The 19828-nt window shown below is 58.1% G+C and carries 20 protein-coding genes and 1 pseudogene; 5 read left to right on the top strand and 16 right to left on the bottom strand.

Annotated elements, in window-relative coordinates; translation table 11 throughout:
* Nucleotides 1-10 precede the first annotated feature (10 nt).
* Nucleotides 11-2041, top strand: coding sequence for a ComEC/Rec2 family competence protein (locus ACTG4M_RS05885; protein ID WP_439122710.1), 2031 nt, complete (start codon nt 11-13; stop codon nt 2039-2041).
* Here ACTG4M_RS05885 and lexA read toward each other — a convergent pair.
* The 7 genes from lexA to ACTG4M_RS05850 all read right to left on the bottom strand — a co-directional run bounded on the left by lexA (nt 2035) and on the right by ACTG4M_RS05850 (nt 7626).
* Complete coding sequence (lexA, locus tag ACTG4M_RS05880; RefSeq protein ID WP_439122709.1) at nt 2035-2733, bottom strand: transcriptional repressor LexA; 699 nt, start codon at nt 2731-2733, stop codon at nt 2035-2037. The two genes, ACTG4M_RS05885 and lexA, sit on opposite strands and share 7 nt — an antisense overlap.
* 86 nt (nt 2734-2819) lie before the next feature.
* Complete coding sequence (locus tag ACTG4M_RS05875) at nt 2820-3989, bottom strand: molybdopterin molybdotransferase MoeA (protein WP_439122708.1); 1170 nt, start codon at nt 3987-3989, stop codon at nt 2820-2822.
* On the bottom strand, nt 3986-4462 hold the full coding sequence (gene moaC / locus ACTG4M_RS05870) for a cyclic pyranopterin monophosphate synthase MoaC (RefSeq protein WP_439122707.1): 477 nt from the start codon (nt 4460-4462) through the stop codon (nt 3986-3988). Before moaC ends, ACTG4M_RS05875 begins: the two co-directional genes overlap by 4 nt.
* Nucleotides 4459-5262 (bottom strand): indole-3-glycerol phosphate synthase TrpC, encoded by an 804-nt coding sequence (trpC, locus tag ACTG4M_RS05865; RefSeq protein ID WP_439122706.1) that lies wholly within the window; start codon nt 5260-5262, stop codon nt 4459-4461. Before trpC ends, moaC begins: the two co-directional genes overlap by 4 nt.
* Nucleotides 5259-5906 carry a uracil-DNA glycosylase gene (locus ACTG4M_RS05860; protein WP_439122705.1) on the bottom strand — a complete coding sequence of 216 codons (648 nt, stop codon included), beginning with the start codon at nt 5904-5906 and terminating at the stop codon, nt 5259-5261. Before ACTG4M_RS05860 ends, trpC begins: the two co-directional genes overlap by 4 nt.
* 125 nt (nt 5907-6031) lie before the next feature.
* Nucleotides 6032-7048 carry an anthranilate phosphoribosyltransferase gene (trpD, locus tag ACTG4M_RS05855; RefSeq protein ID WP_439122704.1) on the bottom strand — a complete coding sequence of 339 codons (1017 nt, stop codon included), beginning with the start codon at nt 7046-7048 and terminating at the stop codon, nt 6032-6034.
* Nucleotides 7045-7626, bottom strand: coding sequence for an anthranilate synthase component II (locus tag ACTG4M_RS05850; protein ID WP_439122753.1), 582 nt, complete (start codon nt 7624-7626; stop codon nt 7045-7047). The genes trpD and ACTG4M_RS05850 overlap by 4 nt, the downstream gene beginning before the upstream one ends.
* 151 nt (nt 7627-7777) lie before the next feature.
* Here ACTG4M_RS05850 and ACTG4M_RS05845 point away from each other — a divergent pair, with 151 nt between their 5' ends.
* On the top strand, nt 7778-9532 hold the full coding sequence (locus tag ACTG4M_RS05845) for a divergent polysaccharide deacetylase family protein (protein ID WP_439122703.1): 1755 nt from the start codon (nt 7778-7780) through the stop codon (nt 9530-9532).
* Between the two features lie 51 nt (nt 9533-9583).
* On the opposite strand, the gene ACTG4M_RS05840 is transcribed toward ACTG4M_RS05845, so the two are convergent.
* From ACTG4M_RS05840 to ACTG4M_RS05830, 3 genes are all read right to left on the bottom strand, one after another.
* Nucleotides 9584-10225 (bottom strand): DUF1638 domain-containing protein, encoded by a 642-nt coding sequence (locus ACTG4M_RS05840; protein ID WP_439122702.1) that lies wholly within the window; start codon nt 10223-10225, stop codon nt 9584-9586.
* Entirely contained in the window at nt 10209-10382 is a 174-nt protein-coding gene (locus tag ACTG4M_RS05835) for a hypothetical protein (RefSeq protein ID WP_439122701.1), read from the bottom strand. The genes ACTG4M_RS05840 and ACTG4M_RS05835 overlap by 17 nt, the downstream gene beginning before the upstream one ends.
* Before the next feature lie 95 nt (nt 10383-10477).
* Entirely contained in the window at nt 10478-11182 is a 705-nt protein-coding gene (locus ACTG4M_RS05830) for a corrinoid protein (RefSeq protein WP_439122700.1), read from the bottom strand.
* A gap of 183 nt (nt 11183-11365) precedes the next feature.
* On the opposite strand from ACTG4M_RS05830, the gene ACTG4M_RS05825 reads away from it, so the two are divergent.
* Nucleotides 11366-12451, top strand: a complete 1086-nt coding sequence (locus ACTG4M_RS05825; protein WP_439122699.1) for a PA0069 family radical SAM protein — start codon at nt 11366-11368, stop codon at nt 12449-12451.
* 84 nt (nt 12452-12535) lie between these two features.
* Here ACTG4M_RS05825 and bmt read toward each other — a convergent pair whose 3' ends face one another.
* Both bmt and ACTG4M_RS05815 read right to left on the bottom strand, forming a co-directional pair.
* Nucleotides 12536-13552 carry a betaine--homocysteine S-methyltransferase gene (gene bmt, locus ACTG4M_RS05820; protein ID WP_439122752.1) on the bottom strand — a complete coding sequence of 339 codons (1017 nt, stop codon included), beginning with the start codon at nt 13550-13552 and terminating at the stop codon, nt 12536-12538.
* Between the two features lie 143 nt (nt 13553-13695).
* Nucleotides 13696-14904 carry a bifunctional alpha/beta hydrolase/OsmC family protein gene (locus ACTG4M_RS05815; protein WP_439122698.1) on the bottom strand — a complete coding sequence of 403 codons (1209 nt, stop codon included), beginning with the start codon at nt 14902-14904 and terminating at the stop codon, nt 13696-13698.
* Between the two features lie 129 nt (nt 14905-15033).
* Between ACTG4M_RS05815 and ACTG4M_RS05810 the strand changes: the two genes are divergently transcribed.
* Nucleotides 15034-15885, top strand: coding sequence for an endonuclease/exonuclease/phosphatase family protein (locus tag ACTG4M_RS05810; RefSeq protein ID WP_439122697.1), 852 nt, complete (start codon nt 15034-15036; stop codon nt 15883-15885).
* Nucleotides 15886-15949: 64 nt separating this feature from the next.
* Complete coding sequence (locus ACTG4M_RS05805) at nt 15950-16696, top strand: heme-dependent oxidative N-demethylase family protein (protein WP_439122696.1); 747 nt, start codon at nt 15950-15952, stop codon at nt 16694-16696.
* Here the strand turns inward: ACTG4M_RS05805 and ACTG4M_RS05800 are convergent.
* The 4 genes and pseudogenes from ACTG4M_RS05800 to ACTG4M_RS05785 all read right to left on the bottom strand — a co-directional run.
* Nucleotides 16693-17508, bottom strand: a complete 816-nt coding sequence (locus ACTG4M_RS05800) for a lytic murein transglycosylase (protein WP_439122695.1) — start codon at nt 17506-17508, stop codon at nt 16693-16695. The genes ACTG4M_RS05805 and ACTG4M_RS05800 overlap by 4 nt on opposite strands.
* 108 nt (nt 17509-17616) lie before the next feature.
* The gene (locus tag ACTG4M_RS05795; RefSeq protein ID WP_439122694.1) at nt 17617-18222 is read right to left on the bottom strand and encodes a hypothetical protein; all 606 of its coding nucleotides are present in this window, start codon (nt 18220-18222) and stop codon (nt 17617-17619) included.
* Nucleotides 18223-18707: 485 nt separating this feature from the next.
* Nucleotides 18708-18881, bottom strand: a complete 174-nt coding sequence (locus tag ACTG4M_RS05790; RefSeq protein WP_439122693.1) for a hypothetical protein — start codon at nt 18879-18881, stop codon at nt 18708-18710.
* 120 nt (nt 18882-19001) lie between these two features.
* Nucleotides 19002-19828, bottom strand: a pseudogene (locus ACTG4M_RS05785) (hypothetical protein); the annotation flags it as partial.

Here is a 19828-nt window from a genome sequence, read left to right as displayed (position 1 = left end):
GGGGGCAAGTATGGCGCGGGTCTGGTCGGTGGTCCCGAACATGTTCTTGGCACAGCGCGGAACACTTTTTCCATTTGTGCCGGTGTTCCTAGGGATCGGCATTGGCATCTATTTCATGCTGCGGTCTGAACCCGCGTGGGACGCGTTGGCAGGCTGCGCTGGGATGGGTCTTTTGCTGCTCTTTTGGCACTTGCGCAGCATCTCCGCCTTTGCACCGCTGATCTGTGCTGTGGCGATGGTGGCCCTGGGGCTGGCCCTTGCCGGGACACGGGCACATTTGGTGGCCGGACCAGTGATCGACTGGCGCTATTACGGTCCCGTGACGGGCAGGGTCGTCGCCATTGACCGCTCGGCCTCTGACGCGCTGCGCATCACGTTGGATCGCGTATGGCTCACCAATGTGCCATTACACGAAACGCCGACCCGCGTGCGACTATCACTACACATCAAAACTCGAAGTCTGACGCCAAAGCCGGGCATGACCATCATGACCACCGCCCATCTAGGCCCGCCGGGTGGCGCGGTAGAACCTGGAGGATTCGATTTCCGCCGCCACGCATGGTTCCTGCGCCTGGGCGCCGTTGGCTATACACGTGTGCCGCTGGTTCTGTGGGAAAAGGCGGGGCATGATCGCTTTGTTTTTCAAACCCGCATGGCGATCTCGGCCCGCGTTCAAGCCGCGCTGCCCGGCGATACTGGAGCCTTTGCGACCGCGATCATCACCGGTGACCGAAGTGCTATCCCGCAGCCCATTTTGCAAGCCTTGCGCGATACGAACCTTGCGCATCTGCTCGCAATTTCTGGCCTGCATATGGGGCTGGTCAGCGCGTTTGTCTTTGCCAGTCTACGCCTTGGTCTGTTGCTCACCCCGGTCGGTCTGCGCTGGCCAATCAAGAAAATAGCCGCCGGTAGCGCGTTGATCGTCGCGGCCATTTACCTTGCTCTGTCAGGGGGAAACGTTGCCACCGAACGCGCCTTTGTCATGGTGGCGGTGATGTTGATGGCGGTCATGGTCGACCGTCGTGCGATATCGTTGCGCGCCGTCGCATTAGCCGCCCTGATTGTGTTGGTGTTGCGACCCGAGGCACTGATGGGGCCGGGTTTCCAGATGTCCTTTGCTGCCACCACTGCCTTGGTCGCAATCTTCAGTGCCCTACGCGACAGCCCCCATGATCTGCCGCGCTATCGCATCTTGCGCGGGGTGGCTTCCGTGGTTCTTTCTTCCGCTGTCGCCGGGGCCGCCACCGCGCCCTTTGCCATGGCGCACTTCAACCAAATCGCCCAATTCGGCCTGATCGCGAACCTTGCCACAGTGCCGTTGATGGGCCTTCTGGTCATCCCAGCAGCCGTGTTGGGCATCCTGCTTATGCCCTTCGGCTTAGAAGCCGTAGGACTGACACTTATGGGCTTTGGGCTTGATTGGATTTTGGTGGTCGCGCAATCCATGGCCGACTGGTCAGCTGCGGTGCGCCCCGTGATGACGCCAGCCCCGGTCGTTCTTCCGCTTATCGCGCTTGGATGTCTCTTTATTGTACTATGGCAGGGCGCACTCCGATGGCTTGGCCTTGCGCCAGTTTTGATCGCAGTGGTGCTGTGGTCCATGGCCGAACGTCCGTCTATTCTCGTGGCCGAAGGCGGTGTCTTAGTCGGCGTAATGACCGATCAGGGGCGGGCCGTTTCGCGTGCCAAAGGGTCTGGATTTGTCGCAGGGGTCTGGCTTGAAAACGACGGGCAGGGTTTGGATCAACCCTCAGCCGCTGCATTGTGGGACGCCAATCCTAGCCCAATTCGCCACATCCACGGCAAACGGAACGCTGCCGCTTTTGAGGGTTGCACCAAAGGCGCGCTTGTCATCGCAGATACAGAATTGCCAGACAGCCTGAATGCTGAAAACTGCACAGTGCTTGATGCTGCTGCTCTCAAAGGTTGGGGGAGCTTGGCTGTCACGCAGGGAGAAACTGGAACTTGGCACATAGAAAAGGCGCGCGACCGGTCCGGCGCGCGCCTTTGGAACAACAAATCCGTCCGTACGGCTCAGTAAGTGCGGATCAAACCGACCAGACGACCCTGCACCTTGACCGCTCCGACAGGCAGGATGCGCGGTTCATAGGCCGGGTTAGCGGCTTCCAGTATGATGCTCTCGCCCTTACGCTTGTAGCGCTTGAGCGTTGCTTCATATCCTTCGACCTGTGCCACAACGATATCTCCATTGTCAGCCGAAGCAGTCTCTCGGATCACCACGACATCGCCGTCATTGATCCCGGCTTCGATCATCGAATCGCCTTTGACTTCAAGCGCATAGTGCTTGCCACTACCAGATAACATGGCACCCGGAACCGCAATGGTAGGTGGCACATCATTGATTGATTCAATCGGAACACCTGCCGCGATGCGCCCCATCAAGGGGAGATCCAGTGCATCAACTGTTTCAATTGGCATTGCATTGGCGGGCGCTGGCATATCAGGCAAATCGCCATCTATCACCTGCGGGGTAAAACCGGGTTGCTTGGCGGCCAAGGTGTCGGGCAGTTTCACGATCTCAATCGCGCGCGCCCGATGGGCCAAGCGCCGAATGAACCCACGTTCCTCCAAGGCAGTGATCAGGCGGTGAATTCCTGATTTGGACCGCAGATCCAATGCCTCTTTCATTTCGTCAAAGCTTGGCGGCACACCATCCCGTGCCACGCGTTTGCTGATGAAGTCCAGCAGGTCGAGTTGTTTCTTGGTCAGCATTTTATGCCTCCGCTCGCATGATCCTCACCGTTTGTTCTACTGTTGTTCTTGTTTTGTGTCAAGAATCAGTGATCGCCAGCGAATATTCAACGAATGGGCATGTACTCTACGATGTCACCAGCCGGGCGCGGGCCATCTTTGGGAGGTCGAACAATCAGTGCGTCGGCTTCGCCCAGAATGCTCAGCAATGAGCTATCCTGTGAACCGAATGCCACGAGATCACCGCCCTTGAACCGGGCACGCATGTAATGTTCGCGGGGTCCATTGGCTGGCAGGTCCTGTGCCAAGGGGGCCGTTTTGCGCGGCGCGGGCGTTGCAGGCAGCCCCAGCATCGCGCGGACAACAGGGGCGACAAAGACATGCCCGCAGACCATCGCCGACACGGGATTGCCCGGCAGGCCAATCATCATCGCCTTGCCAAAACGCCCTGCCATCAACGGCTTGCCGGGGCGCATGGCGACTTTGTAAAAACTTTGTTCAAATCCAAGCTGCGGCGCCAGATTTGCCACAACATCATGGTCCCCAACTGACGCACCGCCAATCGTCACGATCAGATCGGCTCCGCGCGCCAGATCAAACGCAGTGCGCAATGACGCTTCATTGTCGCGCGCAATCGGCAACAAACGTGGCTCTGCCCCCAAATCGCGCATCAGCGCGTGCAGGCCCATTGTGTTCGACGCGATGATCTGGTCGGGGCCGGGGGTCTCGCCCGGCATGACCAGTTCGTCCCCAGTCGAAATCAGCGCAACGATCGGGCGTCGCGAAACAGGCACGTCGCCAATGTTCATTGATGCAATCAGCGCAATGTCATTGGGCCCGATCACGCGGCCGGCACTGACAGTATCCCCAACACGAAAATCGCCACCAGCCGTGCGAATATGAGTATTGGCCTCTGGGGTGTCTCCGATAGTGATCCAATCACCGTCGCGGATGACATCCTCTTGAATAACAACGGCTTTCGCTCCATCGGGGATTGGCGCCCCGGTGAAAATCCGAACCGCTTCTCCATTTTTTACCGTTTGGTCAAATCTATGTCCGGCCGCGGCTTCACCGATCACATGCAACCGTAGGCCAGGTGCAACGTGGGTCACCGCGTACCCATCCATCGCAGACCCATCGAACGGCGGTTGGTTGCGTGTCGCGGCAACATCTCGGGCCAATACCAGCCCATGCGCCTGCAAGAGCGGCACGGTTTCCAGCCCGAGCGGACGCGCAAGGGTAAAGAGCTGATCGAGCGCCTCTGAGACCGAGATCATTCCGCCTCGTACCGCCCTGATTTCCCGCCATCTTTCAGCATGACGCGGATGCCGGTGATCTCCATCGACTTATCAACCGCCTTGGCCATGTCGTAGACGGTGAGGGCGGCTGTCGACACAGCTGTCAATGCCTCCATCTCGACGCCCGTCTGGCCCGTTGTCTTGACTGTCGCCTCGATCCGCAGGCCGGGCAGATCGGGTTCAGGTGTTAACTCGACAGCAACCTTTGTCACTGGCAGCGGATGACAGAGCGGGATCAATTCGGGTGTCTTTTTGGCGCCCATGATGCCAGCAAGCCGCGCTACACCGATCACGTCACCTTTTTTGGCGCGACCTTCGGTGATAATATCAAATGTCTCTTGTGCCATCTTGATGTGGCCCTCGGCCACGGCGATACGCGACGTGACGGCCTTGTCGGACACATCCACCATATGCGCGTCGCCTTTGGCGTCGAAATGGGACAGCCCGCTCATGCCGCCACCGGATCGGCCAATAGCGCACTGGTGGCCGCGGTCACGTCGGCCTGCCGCATCAGGCTTTCGCCAATCAGGAAACTGCGTGCGCCAAAACTGGCCATTTCAGCAAGGTCTTTTGGCGTGAAAAGCCCAGATTCGGAGATGAGCATTCGATCCTTCGGGACATGGTTGGAAAGTTCACGTGTTGTCTCAAGAGTTGTTTCAAACGTCTTGAGATTGCGATTGTTTACGCCAATCAATGGTGACTTCAATTCAAGTGCCCGGTCCAACTCTTCGCGGTCGTGCACCTCGATCAGTGCATCCATGCCCCACGCAAAAGCGGCGTCTTCCAATTCGGCGGCCTGTGCGTCTGAAACGCTTGCCATGATGATCAGAATACAATCGGCATTCAGGCTGCGCGCCTCTGCGATTTGGTAGGTGTCGTACATAAAATCCTTGCGCAGCGCGGGCAGAGATGTCGCCTGCCGTGCCGCCACCAGATACGACTTGTCTCCCTGAAAGCTCGGCGTGTCCGTCAACACCGACAAACAGGTCGCGCCGCCCGCCTCATAAGCCTGTGCCAAACTGGCCGGCTCGAAATCGGCGCGGATCAATCCCTTGGAAGGCGACGCTTTTTTGACCTCGGCAATCAAGCCATATCCGCCGGTTTGTGCTGTCCGAAGGGCGGAGCCAAACGGGCGGATTGGATCTGCGGCATGCGCTGCCGCCTCAACATCAGCCAATGGCACGCGCGCTTTGTCAGCGGCCACTTCCTCAAGCTTATAAGCTTTGATCTTGTCAAGAATGGTTGCACTCATGGGCTTGTCCAATTGATCGGGGCATGCCCTTGCTCTTTAAGCCACGCATTCACCGTCGAAAAGGGGCGCGAGCCGAAAAACCCACGCCGCGCGGATAGAGGTGAGGGATGGGCGCTTTGCACAACCAGATGCCCGTTCCCCTCAAGCCGCGGGGCATGGCTACGCGCGTCATTGCCCCAAAGCACAAAAGCACGGGGCCGGTCCGACAGCGCATCCAAGACCTGAGGCACAAGCTTTTGCCAACCCAGCCGGCGATGGCCGCGCGCCTCTCCAGCCGGAACGGTCAATACATCGTTCAATAGCAGAACGCCCTGATCCGCCCAAAATCGCAGGTCTCCAGTCGGAGGTGTGCTGCCAAGATCAGCATCCATCTCTTTAAAAATATTGCCCAAAGAGCGCGGTAAAGGACGAACGTCATGCTCTACGGAAAATGCAAAGCCATGCGCGTGACCAGGTGTTGGATAAGGGTCTTGGCCAAGAATGACGACGCGAACTTGATCCGGCGCACATGATTCAAGGGCTGCAAAAATCTGATCTGAAGGAGGCAAAACGCGGCGCGCTTCATCGGCAAGGGCCGCACGAATAGTGGGAAAGTCGTCAGCGAAAAAGGGCAAATGAGACCATGCAAGCGGTGGCGTCAGCATTTGCGCGTATTCCCGTCTTCTCTGATTCAAAAATATCTCGGGGTCTGGGGCAGCGCCCCAGGTTTTTCCGGTGACGGAAAAACGCCGATGCGTCGACGCATCGGCAACCGCCCAAACGTCTAATGTCACGCCGACTGGGTTACCCGCGCAAGCGCCTCGACCCGCGCCTTTGCGGCACCACTGTCAATGCTATCGGCAGCCATTTCAGCGCCGGTTGCAAGATCATCAACCTTGTCCGCCACCACAAGGGCAGCAGCGGCATTCAGCAAGACCGCATCACGATAGGCATTTTTGGCACCGTCTAGAAGGGCGCGGAAGGCCTGCGCATTCTCGGCGGGAGTGCCTCCCATGATCTCGCGGAAGGGGTGGACTGGCAGGCCCGCATCCTCGGGATGCACTTCGCGGCCTCTGATTTTTCCACCGTCCAGAACCGCAACCTGAGTTGGCTCTGAAATCGAAATCTCATCGGTGCCGTCGCCGCCATGCACCAGCCACGCCTTCTCGGACCCCAATTCCTTAAGCGTTTCTGCCATGGGAAAAATCAGATCAATGGCGAAAGCGCCGGTCAGTTGACGTGTGACACCCGCCGGGTTGGTCAGCGGGCCGAGGATGTTGAAGATTGTCTTTGAGCCCAGCTCTTGTCGTACAGGCATCACGTGCTTCATCGCGGGATGATGCATCGGCGCCATCATAAATCCGATCCCGGCCTCAATCAGTGCGCGTTCCACGATCTCTGGGCCGACCATTACGTTGATGCCCATCTCGGTCAGCGCATCTGCTGCACCAGATTTAGACGACAGGTTGCGGTTGCCATGTTTGGCGACAGGCACACCTGCGCCGGCCACGACAAATGCAGTCGCGGTTGAGATGTTGAGCGTTCCCATGCCGTCACCACCTGTGCCGACGATGTCTATTGCGCCGTCCGGGGCCTTAACTGGTGTGCATTTTGCCCGCATCACAGCTGCGGCCGCGGCGTATTCCGACACCGCTTCGCCACGGGCGCGCAGCGCCATCAGGAAGCCGCCGATTTGGGCTGGGGTCGCTTCGCCGTCAAAGAGAATCTCAAAGGCTTGTTCGGCCTGCGAACGGCTCAGCGGGCCTTCCGAGGCGGCATAGATCAGGGGCTTCATCGCGTCGCTCATGCGGGTACCTTCTTATCGCTCACAAAGTTCTGCAGAAGAGCGTGGCCATGTTCCGACGCGATGCTTTCGGGATGGAACTGCACGCCATGCATTGGCAATTCGCGGTGGCTAAGACCCATCACGGTGCCATCATCCAGCCATGCGGTCACCTCAAGGCAGTCTGGTATGGTGTCTTTGTCTACCACCAGAGAATGATATCGCGTCGCTTCAAACGGTGATGGCAGACCAGCGAACACGCCTTTGCCGGAGTGGTGCATCGCGCCCATCTTGCCGTGTACGATTTCGGAATGCCGCACAACGGTGCCGCCAAAGGCTTGTCCCAGGGTTTGGTGCCCAAGGCACACACCCATCAGAGGGGTTTTGGTTTCAGCCGCGGCCAGTGTAAGCGCAAGGCATATCCCCGCCTGATCCGGGTCGCAGGGCCCAGGTGAAAGCAAGATGCCCGCCGGGTTCATACCAATCGCGTCCTGCACCGTTAGCGCATCGTTGCGCACAACCTTCACATCGGTGCCCAGTTCTCCCAAATAGTGCACGAGGTTGTAGGTGAAACTGTCGTAATTGTCGATGAGCAGCAGCATAGGCGTTTCTTCTATCTCGGGGCTGGCGGGGCAGGGGGCAATCGCGGTATACATGCGCAGGCAGACCAAGGCGCGTCAAGGGCGCGGGTGGGTCAACCGGCACAACCGAGATGCCGGAGGCGCGTGAGAAGGCAAGGCGAGGGCAAAGAGCATGGCAAGAGGGTTTTTGTCTGGGGCCATCTGGGGCACGGTGCTGTCCGTTGGCAGTTTGGGTGCCGTGTCGGTGCTGAACCCGGCTTCCGACCAGATTGGGCAATCGATTCCAGAACATATGAGTGTGGCTGATCCTGTACAGGGCGACACTTCGGTCGAGCCAGATGTGTCGATGCCAGACGTCGAGACAGCGGCAACTGAGCCAGAGAACACTCCGGCGCAGGATACCTCTGAGCCTGAAATCGCTGAGGCGGAAACGGCCTCCGAGATCATGATGGACGACAATGCAGAAAGCGCAGTGCCAGCAGCGCCAGAGGCGGACTCACCGATTGAAATGGACGCCGGTGATGCCGAGGTAACGATAGAGCCCACCGATGCAACACCAGAGCCGACCATGGAAGCGGGCGATGAACCCGGTCGCAAGCCTGCGGATGTGACCGCGGTTGCGCCAGAGAATGATGCGCCGGAACTCGCGACACCAGATGAAGATGCAGAAACCACGCCTGACAACACAGCTGCCGCACCTATTCCGGCGCCCGAGACGGGTGAGGAAGTTGCCGCTCTGACTGTGCCTGCGACGCCTGAAACGGTCCAACCACAGGTTTACGCGCCGGATGACGTCACACCTGAAGCACCTGCCGCCCCGACGCTCGATGTGCCGGAGAGCGAAACGGGGTTGAACGTTTCAACAGAACCAGCGCAACCGCCTGTTCCACCCGCTCCTTCGGCCGAAACGGCACTGGTTCCTGATCCGATAGCAGAGGCTACACCGTCCGATCCGGTCAGTGACGCAAGCACGACGGCTGAAAACATGGCTGAGGATACGACCGTTGCAGAAGAAGACGCAGATGAAGCCGACCGTCCTCAGGTGCGCCGTCTTGTTCCAGATGCGCCTGAGGCTGACACCGAAGCCGAGACCGACACAACCGCAGCGTTGCGCCCCTCCATCGGTCGTCCCGCAGCGTCTTTGACCGACCGCGCTCCCGGCAATTCGGCGCGCATTCCGTCGATTGGTGCGGGTGCATCGAATGATGAGTCGCCTGAAACGGATGACGCGATGACGCTCGACCAGAGTGTTCCGCCACTGCAGCGCTTTGCCGCCTCGATCGACAGCGATCCCGCGTTGCCACAGATGTCTATCGTGATGATTGATGATGGCACTGGGCCATTGGGACCGGACACGCTTGAGGGTTTCCCTTTCCCGGTAACATTTGCCCTCGACCCGGGCCAGCCAGGTGCGACCGAGCGTATGGCCGCATACCGTACACTTGGATACGAAGTGGCCGCGTTGGTCGATCTGCCTGACGCCGCGCAGCCTACGGATGTGGAGCAAATCTTGGGCGGGGCGCTTGCAATGCTTCCCGAAACCGTCGCCTTGATCGAAGCGCCGGGTTCCGGGTTGCAAGCGGCCCGCGCAGTAATCGAACAAGCCGCTAGCTTTGCGGCTGACAGCGGTCATGGCCTAGTGTTTCTTCCGAACGGGTTGAATACCGCACAGGCCATTGCGCAGCGGGAAGACGTGCCGACGGTCAGTATCCTGCGTGATTTTGATGGCGACGGTCAGGATGCCAGAACAAAACGGCGCTTCCTCGACGGCGCGGCCTTCCGGGCGCGTCAGGATGGAAGCGTTGTGATGTTGGGTCGCCTGACACCGGATACCTTGTCGGCCTTGGTCCTGTGGAGTCTTCAGGACCGCGCGTCGAGCGTGTCTATGGTCCCGGTGTCGTCTATCTTGTTGAGCCAGTCGAATTAGGGCGCAAACGCATCGATTCGTCCGTCAGTGCCCGCCGACGGAAACCAAGTCTTAGATCGCCGCCCAACTTTTAAGATGCTGCGCCAGATCGCCGTAGCCCGTGTACCGTCGCTCGAACGTCAGCCCCAAACGATCCGCACAGTCTTTGGCGATCTTTGTGAGTTGGGGATCGTCGGTCTGCGCCTGATAGACAAGCGTTTCATAGTGACCAAAATACATGTCCCGGAGGTCTGGGTGCCGATCAAGGCCCAGAGGCTTCCAGACAAAGGCATCGAACTGGCGAACCAGAAAATCAGTTAGATAGAACGCTGTGATTTCATCCCGTGCTTCGAACGCGGCGTTGCCTTCGAAAAAGCTATAGCAATGCGGCCCCGCTATCATATTGACGCCCAACTCTGCGCAGACCGCTTCAAGCTGTCCACCTGTTCCACAGTCTCCATAGGCGACGAAGACATCGTGATACTCGGATCGATGCTTTTGAACCAAATCCTGCACTGCAGGCACGATCTTTTCAGGATGGTTGTGATAGATTGCGGGTAAACAGGTGAGATCCAGATGGTTCCAGCCATGAGCGTCGCGCAACGCCAAAATTTCGCGGGCGAGCGCGCCGCAAGCAACGATTAGCACACGGCCATCGCCGCGCGCTGCCAATCCCGCATCTGTAAGCGTTATATCGTCAGGCAGGCTCGTCATCGCCGGGCACATGGGACAGACCCCACCGTGCTAGCAGAACCACAGCGATCAGGGCTGGCAACACCTTGAGAATGCCAAACTGGGCCAAGGCCCATACGGTCAGCCCGGACGCCGCAATCACGGCCAAGATCATCGAAGCGAATGTCGTCACTGGCATGTTGATCTCCTTGTCCTGAAAATATGGGACAGTTTGATCCATAAGAAAAGGCCTCGCCGTGGAGCGAGGCCGAAAAAGCGTCATTTTGCGCCATATTACCCGGCGGCAAGCTGATTGTGCTTGCGACCGACAAAGGTTTTCGCAGTTTCAACCGCCACAGCGGCATCCCGGCAGTAGGCGTCAGCCCCGATGGCCTTGCCGAATTCTTCATTCAGCGGAGCACCACCGACGAGCACGATATAGTCGTCGCGGATGCCTTTCTCGACCATCGTATCGATCACCACCTTCATGTAGGGCATTGTCGTGGTCAGAAGGGCGGACATGCCAAGAATATCGGGATCTTCCGCAGCGATTGCATCAAGATAGGCGTCGACTGCGTTGTTGATGCCCAGATCGACCACCTCAAAGCCGGCACCTTCCATCATCATTGACACAAGGTTTTTGCCGATGTCGTGAATGTCGCCTTTGACCGTACCAATCACCATCTTGCCCACGCGCGGTGCGCCGGTTTCGGCCAAGAGCGGTTTAAGAATGGCCATGCCACCCTTCATCGCGTTGGCCGCCAAGAGCACCTCAGGCACAAAGAGGATACCATCGCGGAAGTCGTTGCCGACGATGGTCATGCCGCCCACGAGAGCTTTGGTCAGGATGTCATACGGCTGCCAGCCGCGTTCCAGCAGGATATTGACCGATTCCTCGATCTCTTCCTTGAGACCGTCGTAGAGATCGTCGAACATCTGTTCGACAAGTTCTTCGTCGTTCAGGTCCGCGAGGATGATATCGTCTTCTTCGTCAGCCATGTCTTTCACTCCAGACGCCGGCGTCGCCACCGGTGATTGTTTTATCGACTATTCGTCGTTTTACGACTCTTCAACTTGCAGAAATCCGACATGCGCGCGAACGCAACCGACGCAGGCCATCCTGCGCGGGTTCGTTTGGGCACGTGCATTGCAAATGTTCTTATTTCGTTCTATTGCTGTGTGATGACCCAATCGGACCAATACGTCCCACCAGAACAGCGACGTGGGCGCGGTGCGCAAAGCCGTGACAGCGGGCGGTTTGAACGGCTTCGCCATGTCGACGAACCGGATGGTTGGGACATTCCAGAGGAAACGCCGACGTTGCGCACGGAGGTGTCCGAGGAACACCCCAGAAGCCTGATCAACTACATCCGCTCGCCGGACTTGTCGTTTGACCGCACGATCAACCCTTACCGAGGGTGCGAGCATGGGTGCATTTATTGCTTTGCCCGACCCAGTCATGCGTGGTTGGGGCTGTCGCCGGGGCTCGACTTTGAAACGCGGCTGGTGGCGCGGCCGGATGCCGCCACCGTTCTGGACCGCGAATTGCGCGCGAAACGCTATTCGGTTGCGCCGATTGCCATTGGTACCAACACCGATCCCTATCAACCGATCGAGCGCGATAGGATGATTATGCGAGGCTGTTTGTCAGTGTTGCAGGCGTTCCGCCATCCGGTGACGATCGCAACCAAAGGCACGCTGATCGAACGTGATATCGACATCCTTTCGGGCATGGCCGCGCAAAACCTTGTGCGTGTCGGGATTACAATCACGACGCTTAACGCGGATCTCAATCGCCGGATGGAACCGCGCGTACCAAGCCCCGCGCGCCGGCTGGCGACGATCAGCCGATTGGTTGATGCTGGCATTCCGGTGCGGGTTATGGTGTCGCCCATCGTGCCTGGCCTGACCGATGCCGAGATCGAAGCCATCCTGGAGGCGGCTCGCGATGCAGGTGCGCAGGCAGCGACATGGGCGATGCTGCGCCTGCCGCTTGAGGTGGCCCCATTGTGGGAGGCGTGGATGGACGAACATTTTCCAGATCGGAAATCGCGCGTGATGTCCAAGCTGCGCGAGATGCATGCTGGCAAGATTTATGATGCAGAGTTTTTCAAACGGGTGCGCGGTGAGGGCGCCTATGCTTCTTTGATCGCGCAGCGGTTTACCAAAGCGCGCAAACGGCTTGGGTTGAAGGGCAACCTGCCGCCTTTGGACTGCGCTGCGTTCCGACCACCACCGCGTGCTGGCGACCAGCTGAGCCTCTTTTGACCCGGGGCAGAGGTCACGCAAAGACATCACTCATACCCCCTTTCTTCTCGAACGGTGGTCAATTTGGTCAAAGAAACAAGTCAATCAGGCGCGACGACGGCCACGACGCTCGCGCTTGGGGGCGCCGCTTTGGTCGCCGGTGCCATCATTGTCAGAGCTGAAGGGGCCGATCTGGGTCACGATCTCGTCCAGTGTCGGCGCGTCACCTTTGGGTGTGGTTTCAAGCGCCTCGCGCATCGCACACAGGTGTTCCGGCATCGTACCACAGCAGCCACCGATGATCTTGGCTCCGGCATTGCGCGCAAGAACAGCATAGCGCGCCATCAGCTCGGGCGTCCCATCGTAGTGGATATGCCCTTCGACATACTTTGGAATGCCCGCGTTGCCCTTGGCGATGATCGCGCGGTTTGTCCCGGTCGCGGTAAAGCCCAGTACCGTCCGCAGAAGATCCGACGCCCCTGTGCCACAATTGGCCCCGAAGGCAAGAGGTGGGTTCGGCAGGGTTTCGATCATCTCGGCCATTCCCTCAGAGGTCATGCCCATCATTGTGCGCCCGGCGGTGTCGAAGCTCATCGTGCCACACCATGGCATGTCGGCCAGCGCAAACGCCTCGGCTGCGGCGCGGTATTCTTCGGGCGCACTGATCGTTTCGACCCACATCACGTCAGCGCCGCCTTCCTTGAGGCCTTCTGCCTGTTCGTGGAACATCTCGACCGCACTGGCATGTGATAGGGTGCCCACGGGTTCCATTATTTCGCCAGTCGGCCCGACAGAGCCTGCCACGATCACCGGGCGTCCCGCTGAATCGGCGATCTCACGCGCAAGCTCGGCCCCAATGCGGGACAGCTCTCGAGCGCGATGCCCTGCGTTGTGCAGTTTAAGCCGCGACGCATTTCCGCCAAACGTGTTGGTCAGGAACAGGTCGCTCCCTGCCTCAACAGCACCTCGATAGAGTGCGCGGATGTTGTCGGGTTTGGTTTCGTTCCAAAACTCGGGCGGATCGCCACTTTCCAATCCCATGTTGAACAGGTTGGTGCCGGTTGCGCCATCGGCCAAAAGCCAATCGCGCGCGGAAAGAAGGTCGTGTAGCGGGTTTTTCATGACAGGCCTGTTGTCCGGGGATTTGACACTGACTGACATATTCAGAGTATTGAGACAAATTCATAATTCTCAAGACGATTATGAATAGAACGATGCGCACTTCGAAGGCAAAGGGTGTGACATCCATCAACGTGTTTTATGGGCTAAACCATTTCGGTCTCCACCCGGCTCGACGCTTCGAGAGTTTTGTGAACCGGGCATTTGTCCGCGATTTCGAGCAGTTTCTGGCGTTGTTCACTGTTCAGATCGCCAGTGACTGTGATGCGCCTGCGGAAGAGGTCGATATTGGCGTTTGTTGGCGTGATCGCATCTTGCGCATGAACCTTGTCATGGCTCACATCCACCGAAACATGGGCCAGAGGCCAGCCTTTGCGTCGGGCGTACATGCGCAAGGTCATCGATGTGCAGGCACCCAGCCCAGCCGCCAGTAGACCATAGGGCGATGGACCGCGATTGGTGCCGCCATAGGCCAGGGGTTCATCTGCCAGCAGGTGATGCGGTCCGGCCTGAACGTCTTGCAAGAACCCGGCGGCATCGGCCTCGGACACACGTACAATCCCTTCAGGCGCGCCGATTGGCGGGGCAGGTGGGGTGAGCTTGAGATAGCGCGCGACCCATGCCGCGATGACCTCGGCAGCATATTCGGCGTCTTTGGCCTCTGTGACCAAGTGATCAGCATCATCCAATGTGACAAAGCTTTTTGGATGTCTTGCAGCGGTAAATATATTGGTTGCGTTCTCAATTCCGACAACACTGTCGCGCGGAGCATGCATCACCAAAAGCGCCGCTTTTAAGCCCTTGATTGCGGGGGCCAGTGCCTGCGCCTTCACGTCCTCGACAAACGCTCTACCAATGGTGAACGGACGCCCGCCCAAATCAACCTGCGCTTTGCCCTGGCGTTGGATGTCTTCCAGCGCATCAGAGAAATTGTGGGTTACGTGTTCAGGATCGAAAGGCGCACCAATGGTGACAACTGCTTTGATGCCGTTCATGTCGCCAGCTGCCCGCAAGACCGCTGCCCCGCCCAGCGAGTGCCCGATCAACATTGAAGGCGCCATACCACGGCCAGTGAGATAGGCCGCAGCAGCCTCTAAATCGTCGACATTCGACGTAAAAGTCGTATTGGAAAATTCACCCTTGGAATGGCCCAGCCCAGTGAAATCAAACCGCAACACTGCGATGCCCATGGATGCCAGACGTGCGGCGATCCGCCGGGCGGCCGGAATGTCCTTGGAACATGTGAAACAATGCGCAAAAAGGGCTGTGCCCAAGTGAGGCCCGTCCGGCAGGTCAAGCCGCGCCGACAACGTGTCGCCGGAATGGCCGGGAAAAGTGATGCGTTCGGTGGTCATGATGCGTGTCCTTGGGGCTGGGGCAGAGCAGCCGTTTTGCGTTTCGTTGCCAGTTAAGGTGCGGGCAGTTGGCCCCATGCGCAAGCATTGTGTCGGGAGCGTCACAGGATGGTGAGAGCGATGCCTTGGATGGTGAGTATTGTTGCATGCGTGCTGGCCGCCGGCTTTTTCGGCAGTTTTACAGGCAGCATGCATCCTGTGGGCGATAGTCTTGCTGTGTTTCGTCTGCCGTTGGCTGTGGCCCTTGCACTATGGGTGATCTGGTCGCCTTGGCCTGCATGGGTCAGGTGGGGCGTCGCGCTTTTGTGCCTTACCGCAATGGGCCATATTGTAGCGCAGAAATATGTCTCGCACCCGGCAGGTACGATCAAGATTTACCAAAAGAACCTCCTGTTTCAGAACGATCAGGTCAGCGCGCTTGCCGCTGATATACGCGCGGCCAGCCCCGACATTGTCACGCTTCAGGAACTGACCTCACGCAATGCGCAACTTGTGCGCGACCTACGTGCTGATTATCCCTATCAGGCCAGTTGTGCGTTGGTAGAATGGGCGCGGGTCGCGGTTTTGTCCCGCTGGCCTGTCGAGGGTGAGATCTGTGTTGAAGGCGAGGCGCTCGTCGGGATTCAAGTCGCAGCTCCCCAAGGCACATTCTGGGCTTTTAGCCTGCACCTGACATGGCCTTGGCCTTACGGACAGGCAGATCACGTTGCCCGTATCATGCCGGTGCTGACCGGGATTGAAGAGCCGATCATCGTTGGTGGCGATTTCAACATGGTGCCGTGGTCGCATGTGTTGCGTTCGTTCAGAGCGGAAACCAAGACGCATCGCGCGGGACCATTGTTTTCAACCCTGACCAAACGCGGCGCGCCATTGCCCATCGACCATGTCTATGCGCCGGGAGGAGGGCAGGCGTCGGCCCGCCCATTGTTAGGATCCGACCATCGCGGTGTGCTTGCTGAGGTGTTTGTATTCGATCCTTGATGCCAAACGTCGGAACAAATTGCTTGGGGTTTTCGCGGCGGGATCGCTCGGCTAACCATACGCTATGATCTTGCAAACAAGCTTGCCCTATGATGTCCTTACGCCGCGCCCCTTGCCCGGGGTTGCACCGTTAGGCAATGATCCTTGGTTCCTTGTAGACGAGGCCTACACCGCCCAAATGGCAGAGCGTTTGCGGTTGATGTCCGAGCAAAGGCCAGACGTGATTGCGACCGATGCGCCGAGCCACGAGGCATTGAACAAGATGATGGATGCGGTTTTGGGTCAGCTGCCGCCGGAATTTGAGGTGTCAGGCGACACTGTGCGGTGTCCAGACGGGCGGCGGGTTACGATTGATCGGGATGATCCATTTGGCACGCTTGGACAGATCGTGCAGGATGACATCTGCCTGTTGGAAAAGCGCGGTGAAGAACATGTTCTGACCGGCGCTGCGCTTTGCTTTCCGGCAAGCTGGCGGTTGCGCGAAAAGATCGGGCATCCGCTGACTCATATCCATGTGCCGGTGCAAACCTATACCGACGACATTGCCCGGCGTGTTCAGCGGTTGTTCGACGGCGTGCGGCCGGGTCTTCCGATCTGGCGGTTCAACGCGCTTTGGTACGAAGACCCGAGCCTTTACCAGCCACGGTCCGAAACCGAGCCGCGTCAGATGACAGAAGCTGGCAAAACGCCGTATCTGCGCAGTGAACGCCAGGTATTGTGGCGGTTGCCCGATAGCGATGCAGTTCTGTTCACGATCCACACCTTCATGCTGGCCCGAAACGACGTTCCGGGCGCAGAAGACGGGGGTTAGCTTCCCGCGCGCTGGGCTGAATATACGATGGCGCGCAGGTAGTTGCCGCTGTCGTTCCAGACTGACAATACATTGAAATTGTGTGTTCCTTCGCCAAAAGGCTGACCTGCCTTCCAACCGTTGCGACGCAGCATGTTGGCGGCAGTCGCCAACGCATCGACCGCATTATAGGGATCGGCCCGACCGTCGCCGTTGCCATCGACCCGGTACTTGAGCCAGTTGCCCGCAAGGAACTGCATGTGGCCCAATTCGCCGGATGGACCGCCTTTGGTGCTGGGCGACAAGATTCCATCATCCACCATGTCCAGTGCTGCAATCGCGTGCGGTTCAAACCGTGGATGGCGGCGACAATAGGAGGACAGAGTCACAGCACCATCGACGACAGAGGTGCCACCCAGATAACCGCCCCAACTGGTCTCAAGGCCCCAGATGGTTGCCAGAATGCCGGCAGGCACACCGTAGTTGCGTTCGATTGACGAAAAGGTGTTGGGATTGCGCGCAATCTTGGCGCGCGTCTGGTTGATAAAGCTTTCGGCGGTGCTGCCTGATCGTTTGGCCAAAAATCGTGCCGGATCGCCTTGAAGTGTCCCTGTCTGGTTACTGGGGTTGGATTCAAAGCGCCACGTAATCCCCGAAAGACTTGCATTTTGCAGGGCGGTCAGACCGCGCTGGCCGACCCCGGCTGCTGCGGCTTGCCGGGCAAGCGTTTGTTTGTATTGATTGAATGCGCCTTTGCTCGTGATACACTCGGCTGAATAGGCGGGTAGGGCTGCGCTTAGGCTCAAGCAGGCAGCGGCAATCAAACGACGCATTTATAGTCACTCCAACAATCACGTTTGCGGAGACGTTAACAAATGGTGTGCAATCGGCAAGAGAGAACGCGCCGCCAAGTCTTTCTGGCGCGCGCCATTTCAGTTGGATCAGAGAATTTCCGCCAGAGCCGGGGCTGCGCCGTTATGAGCAAGAAGCGCATACATTCCGGCGATGGCTAAGGATGAGATGCTCAAACGAACATCTTCACCCCGTACCAGGTTGTGAATGATCACAGGGATCGCAAGTGGAGCTGAGATCACAACTGCCATGAACGAAAACACCCAGGCCAAAAGACGCATTGGTATGGTCTTTGCACGACGTTGTTCAACCTCGAGCAACTCGCCATCAGAAAGGTCAAGCTTTTGGAAGTAGTAGCGCAATGCACGCATAGCCACTTGATCGATCCGGGCTTCGGCGCTTGGGCGCTTGGTTTTGGATGGGTGAAGTGCGCGCACTCTGCGAGGCACGATACGCTTGCGTTGCGGCAGCTCTACGATGTCCGGGTCTCCGGAGGACTTAAACGTCTCGGCGTCGACAGAACTGGCAGCATCGGCCAAAACCATATGCGCGTCGTAATCGGTGCAAAGCGCAGCAGCCACATTGTGACAAATGACAGGGGCAATGTTTCGGGTCGCTATAAGCACCAAGCAAGAGTCGCCGGCCTCATCCAAGACCACTGTCAGGGTTCCGGTGTCGTTCACTTCCCAGTCCAAGTACTCGCGCGTTACAGGAAGCCGCCGGTAACAAGTCCCGCTGAGAGACAAAGCCTGGTTTACAAAAGGAATCAAAGACCGAACGACATCTTTACGCGTCAGTTTTGTGACCAAAGTTAATACAATAAGGTCCGAATTAGACATCCCCATGTCCTCCTTAGGTGGAAACACACTGTTTATGTTTCCAACGCTCGGAGTCAAATACGACTGAAATATGGCGCGAGTCTCCAAAGAGACTGCGATTGCAAAGTCGTATCTTTAGACACAATTCATCTACTTTCGCAGCTACATTAGGGTGGTTTTTGCTATCGGATTTGCGCGCTAAGGTTGTTTTTCGCCGCTAGCAGGATTCGAGAAATCTCGGTGGGATTTGTGTTAGCGCAAACTGATTCCTGCGATCTCTTGGGGTGTTAGTCGCAAGAACCGAGCAGCCCGCTGCTACGAATGTTCCGACCGACGCATTCCTTTATGCTGAATTGGGCAGATCACTTGCCGTAGTGTTCCTTTGCCTGTTCGGTGAGCTTATCCAAATTATAGGCTTTGCGTGTCTTCTCAGCCAATTCCAACTGTCCTTCCGGGCTGGCCCGATAGGCTGTCTCTTCTTCCGACATGGTGCCCATGGTCAACCCAATTCCGATTGAATCCAGCGTACGGCGCATTATTGGTCACTCCAAAAATCACATTTGTATCGACGTTAACAAATAAGCGACGATCAGCAAGTGGGAACGCGCCGACGGTTCTCCCCATCGACGCGCTTCACCAGAACTGTGTCTTTGTCTTTACAGCATTTCGGTAAGGCCCGCGGCCATGCCCGATTGCGCCAGTACCGCATAAAGCCCGGCCACACCCAGCGCCATCGCGCCAGAGCGTACGTCCTCGCCGCGCACAAGGTTGTGAACGATCAGCGGGATCGCCAAAGGTGCCGCAATGATGGCAGTGGTAAAAGAAATCGCCCAGGCCGAAAGACGCATCGGGGCCGTCTTTGCGCGACGTTCTTCCAGCTCCATCTGCTCGATCTCTTCAAGCGTGACGCCGTTCATCTGTGCGCGCATGGCGCTCACCACCCAATTGTCCATCTGGGCCGCCTTTTTGCGCTGTGCCGCGCGGATGCGGCTGGTGGCCTTGACCTTGCGAGGAACAATTCGATTCGCAGCGATTGATGTCTCGGGCATTGCGTCCGCAGTCTCGGGTTCACCGGCGGCAAGGAAATCGGCAACCGAAATCGGGTCTTGCCCGCCATTGCAGAAAACTGTGTGCGCGTCGAAATCGCGGCACAGATCGGCTGCGATGTTGGCAAGCCGGCCGGCGGAGGCTTGGGCATCGCGGCCACGGCTGGCAACCACGACCACGCTTGTAGACCCGACTGCGTCGATTGCGAGGGTGAGTGTGTCGGTCTCGTTGACGATCCAGTCGATGTAATCACGGGTGATCGGCAAGCGCTTGTGCGACACGTGTTGATTGGACAAGGCGCGATCAATGGACGGGACGACGGTTTCGCAGATCGCGTCGCGGGATTTGTTTGTGACCAGACTGATCTGAACCAGACCGGGTTTACCGGAGAGCCAAAAGCTCGGAAGGTAAGCTATGGAAAAGGGAAACCCTGGGA

Origin of the sequence: Marivita sp., from assembly GCF_965656765.1 — a bacterium.
In the GTDB taxonomy this organism is placed as follows: domain Bacteria; phylum Pseudomonadota; class Alphaproteobacteria; order Rhodobacterales; family Rhodobacteraceae; genus Marivita.
The sequence above is the reverse complement of the archived record's forward strand: the minus strand, read 5'-3'. Positions and strand labels throughout refer to the sequence as shown.

Coding starts and splice junctions, on each gene's coding strand:
- ACTG4M_RS05885 (WP_439122710.1), top strand. CDS start 11: ATGGCGCGGGTCTGGTCGGTGGTCCCGAACATGTTCTTGGCACAGCGC.
- ACTG4M_RS05800 (WP_439122695.1), bottom strand. CDS start 17,508: ATGCGTCGTTTGATTGCCGCTGCCTGCTTGAGCCTAAGCGCAGCCCTA.
- ACTG4M_RS05790 (WP_439122693.1), bottom strand. CDS start 18,881: ATGCGCCGTACGCTGGATTCAATCGGAATTGGGTTGACCATGGGCACC.
- ACTG4M_RS05835 (WP_439122701.1), bottom strand. CDS start 10,382: ATGCCAGTGACGACATTCGCTTCGATGATCTTGGCCGTGATTGCGGCG.
- ACTG4M_RS05875 (WP_439122708.1), bottom strand. CDS start 3,989: ATGATCTCGGTCTCAGAGGCGCTCGATCAGCTCTTTACCCTTGCGCGT.
- ACTG4M_RS05850 (WP_439122753.1), bottom strand. CDS start 7,626: ATGCTGCTGCTCATCGACAATTACGACAGTTTCACCTACAACCTCGTG.
- trpD (WP_439122704.1), bottom strand. CDS start 7,048: ATGAGCGACGCGATGAAGCCCCTGATCTATGCCGCCTCGGAAGGCCCG.
- ACTG4M_RS05825 (WP_439122699.1), top strand. CDS start 11,366: ATGACCCAATCGGACCAATACGTCCCACCAGAACAGCGACGTGGGCGC.
- trpC (WP_439122706.1), bottom strand. CDS start 5,262: ATGAGTGCAACCATTCTTGACAAGATCAAAGCTTATAAGCTTGAGGAA.
- moaC (WP_439122707.1), bottom strand. CDS start 4,462: ATGAGCGGGCTGTCCCATTTCGACGCCAAAGGCGACGCGCATATGGTG.
- ACTG4M_RS05860 (WP_439122705.1), bottom strand. CDS start 5,906: ATGCTGACGCCACCGCTTGCATGGTCTCATTTGCCCTTTTTCGCTGAC.
- bmt (WP_439122752.1), bottom strand. CDS start 13,552: ATGAAAAACCCGCTACACGACCTTCTTTCCGCGCGCGATTGGCTTTTG.
- ACTG4M_RS05830 (WP_439122700.1), bottom strand. CDS start 11,182: ATGGCTGACGAAGAAGACGATATCATCCTCGCGGACCTGAACGACGAA.
- ACTG4M_RS05840 (WP_439122702.1), bottom strand. CDS start 10,225: ATGACGAGCCTGCCTGACGATATAACGCTTACAGATGCGGGATTGGCA.
- ACTG4M_RS05810 (WP_439122697.1), top strand. CDS start 15,034: ATGGTGAGTATTGTTGCATGCGTGCTGGCCGCCGGCTTTTTCGGCAGT.
- ACTG4M_RS05805 (WP_439122696.1), top strand. CDS start 15,950: ATGATCTTGCAAACAAGCTTGCCCTATGATGTCCTTACGCCGCGCCCC.
- ACTG4M_RS05815 (WP_439122698.1), bottom strand. CDS start 14,904: ATGACCACCGAACGCATCACTTTTCCCGGCCATTCCGGCGACACGTTG.
- ACTG4M_RS05845 (WP_439122703.1), top strand. CDS start 7,778: ATGGCAAGAGGGTTTTTGTCTGGGGCCATCTGGGGCACGGTGCTGTCC.
- lexA (WP_439122709.1), bottom strand. CDS start 2,733: ATGCTGACCAAGAAACAACTCGACCTGCTGGACTTCATCAGCAAACGC.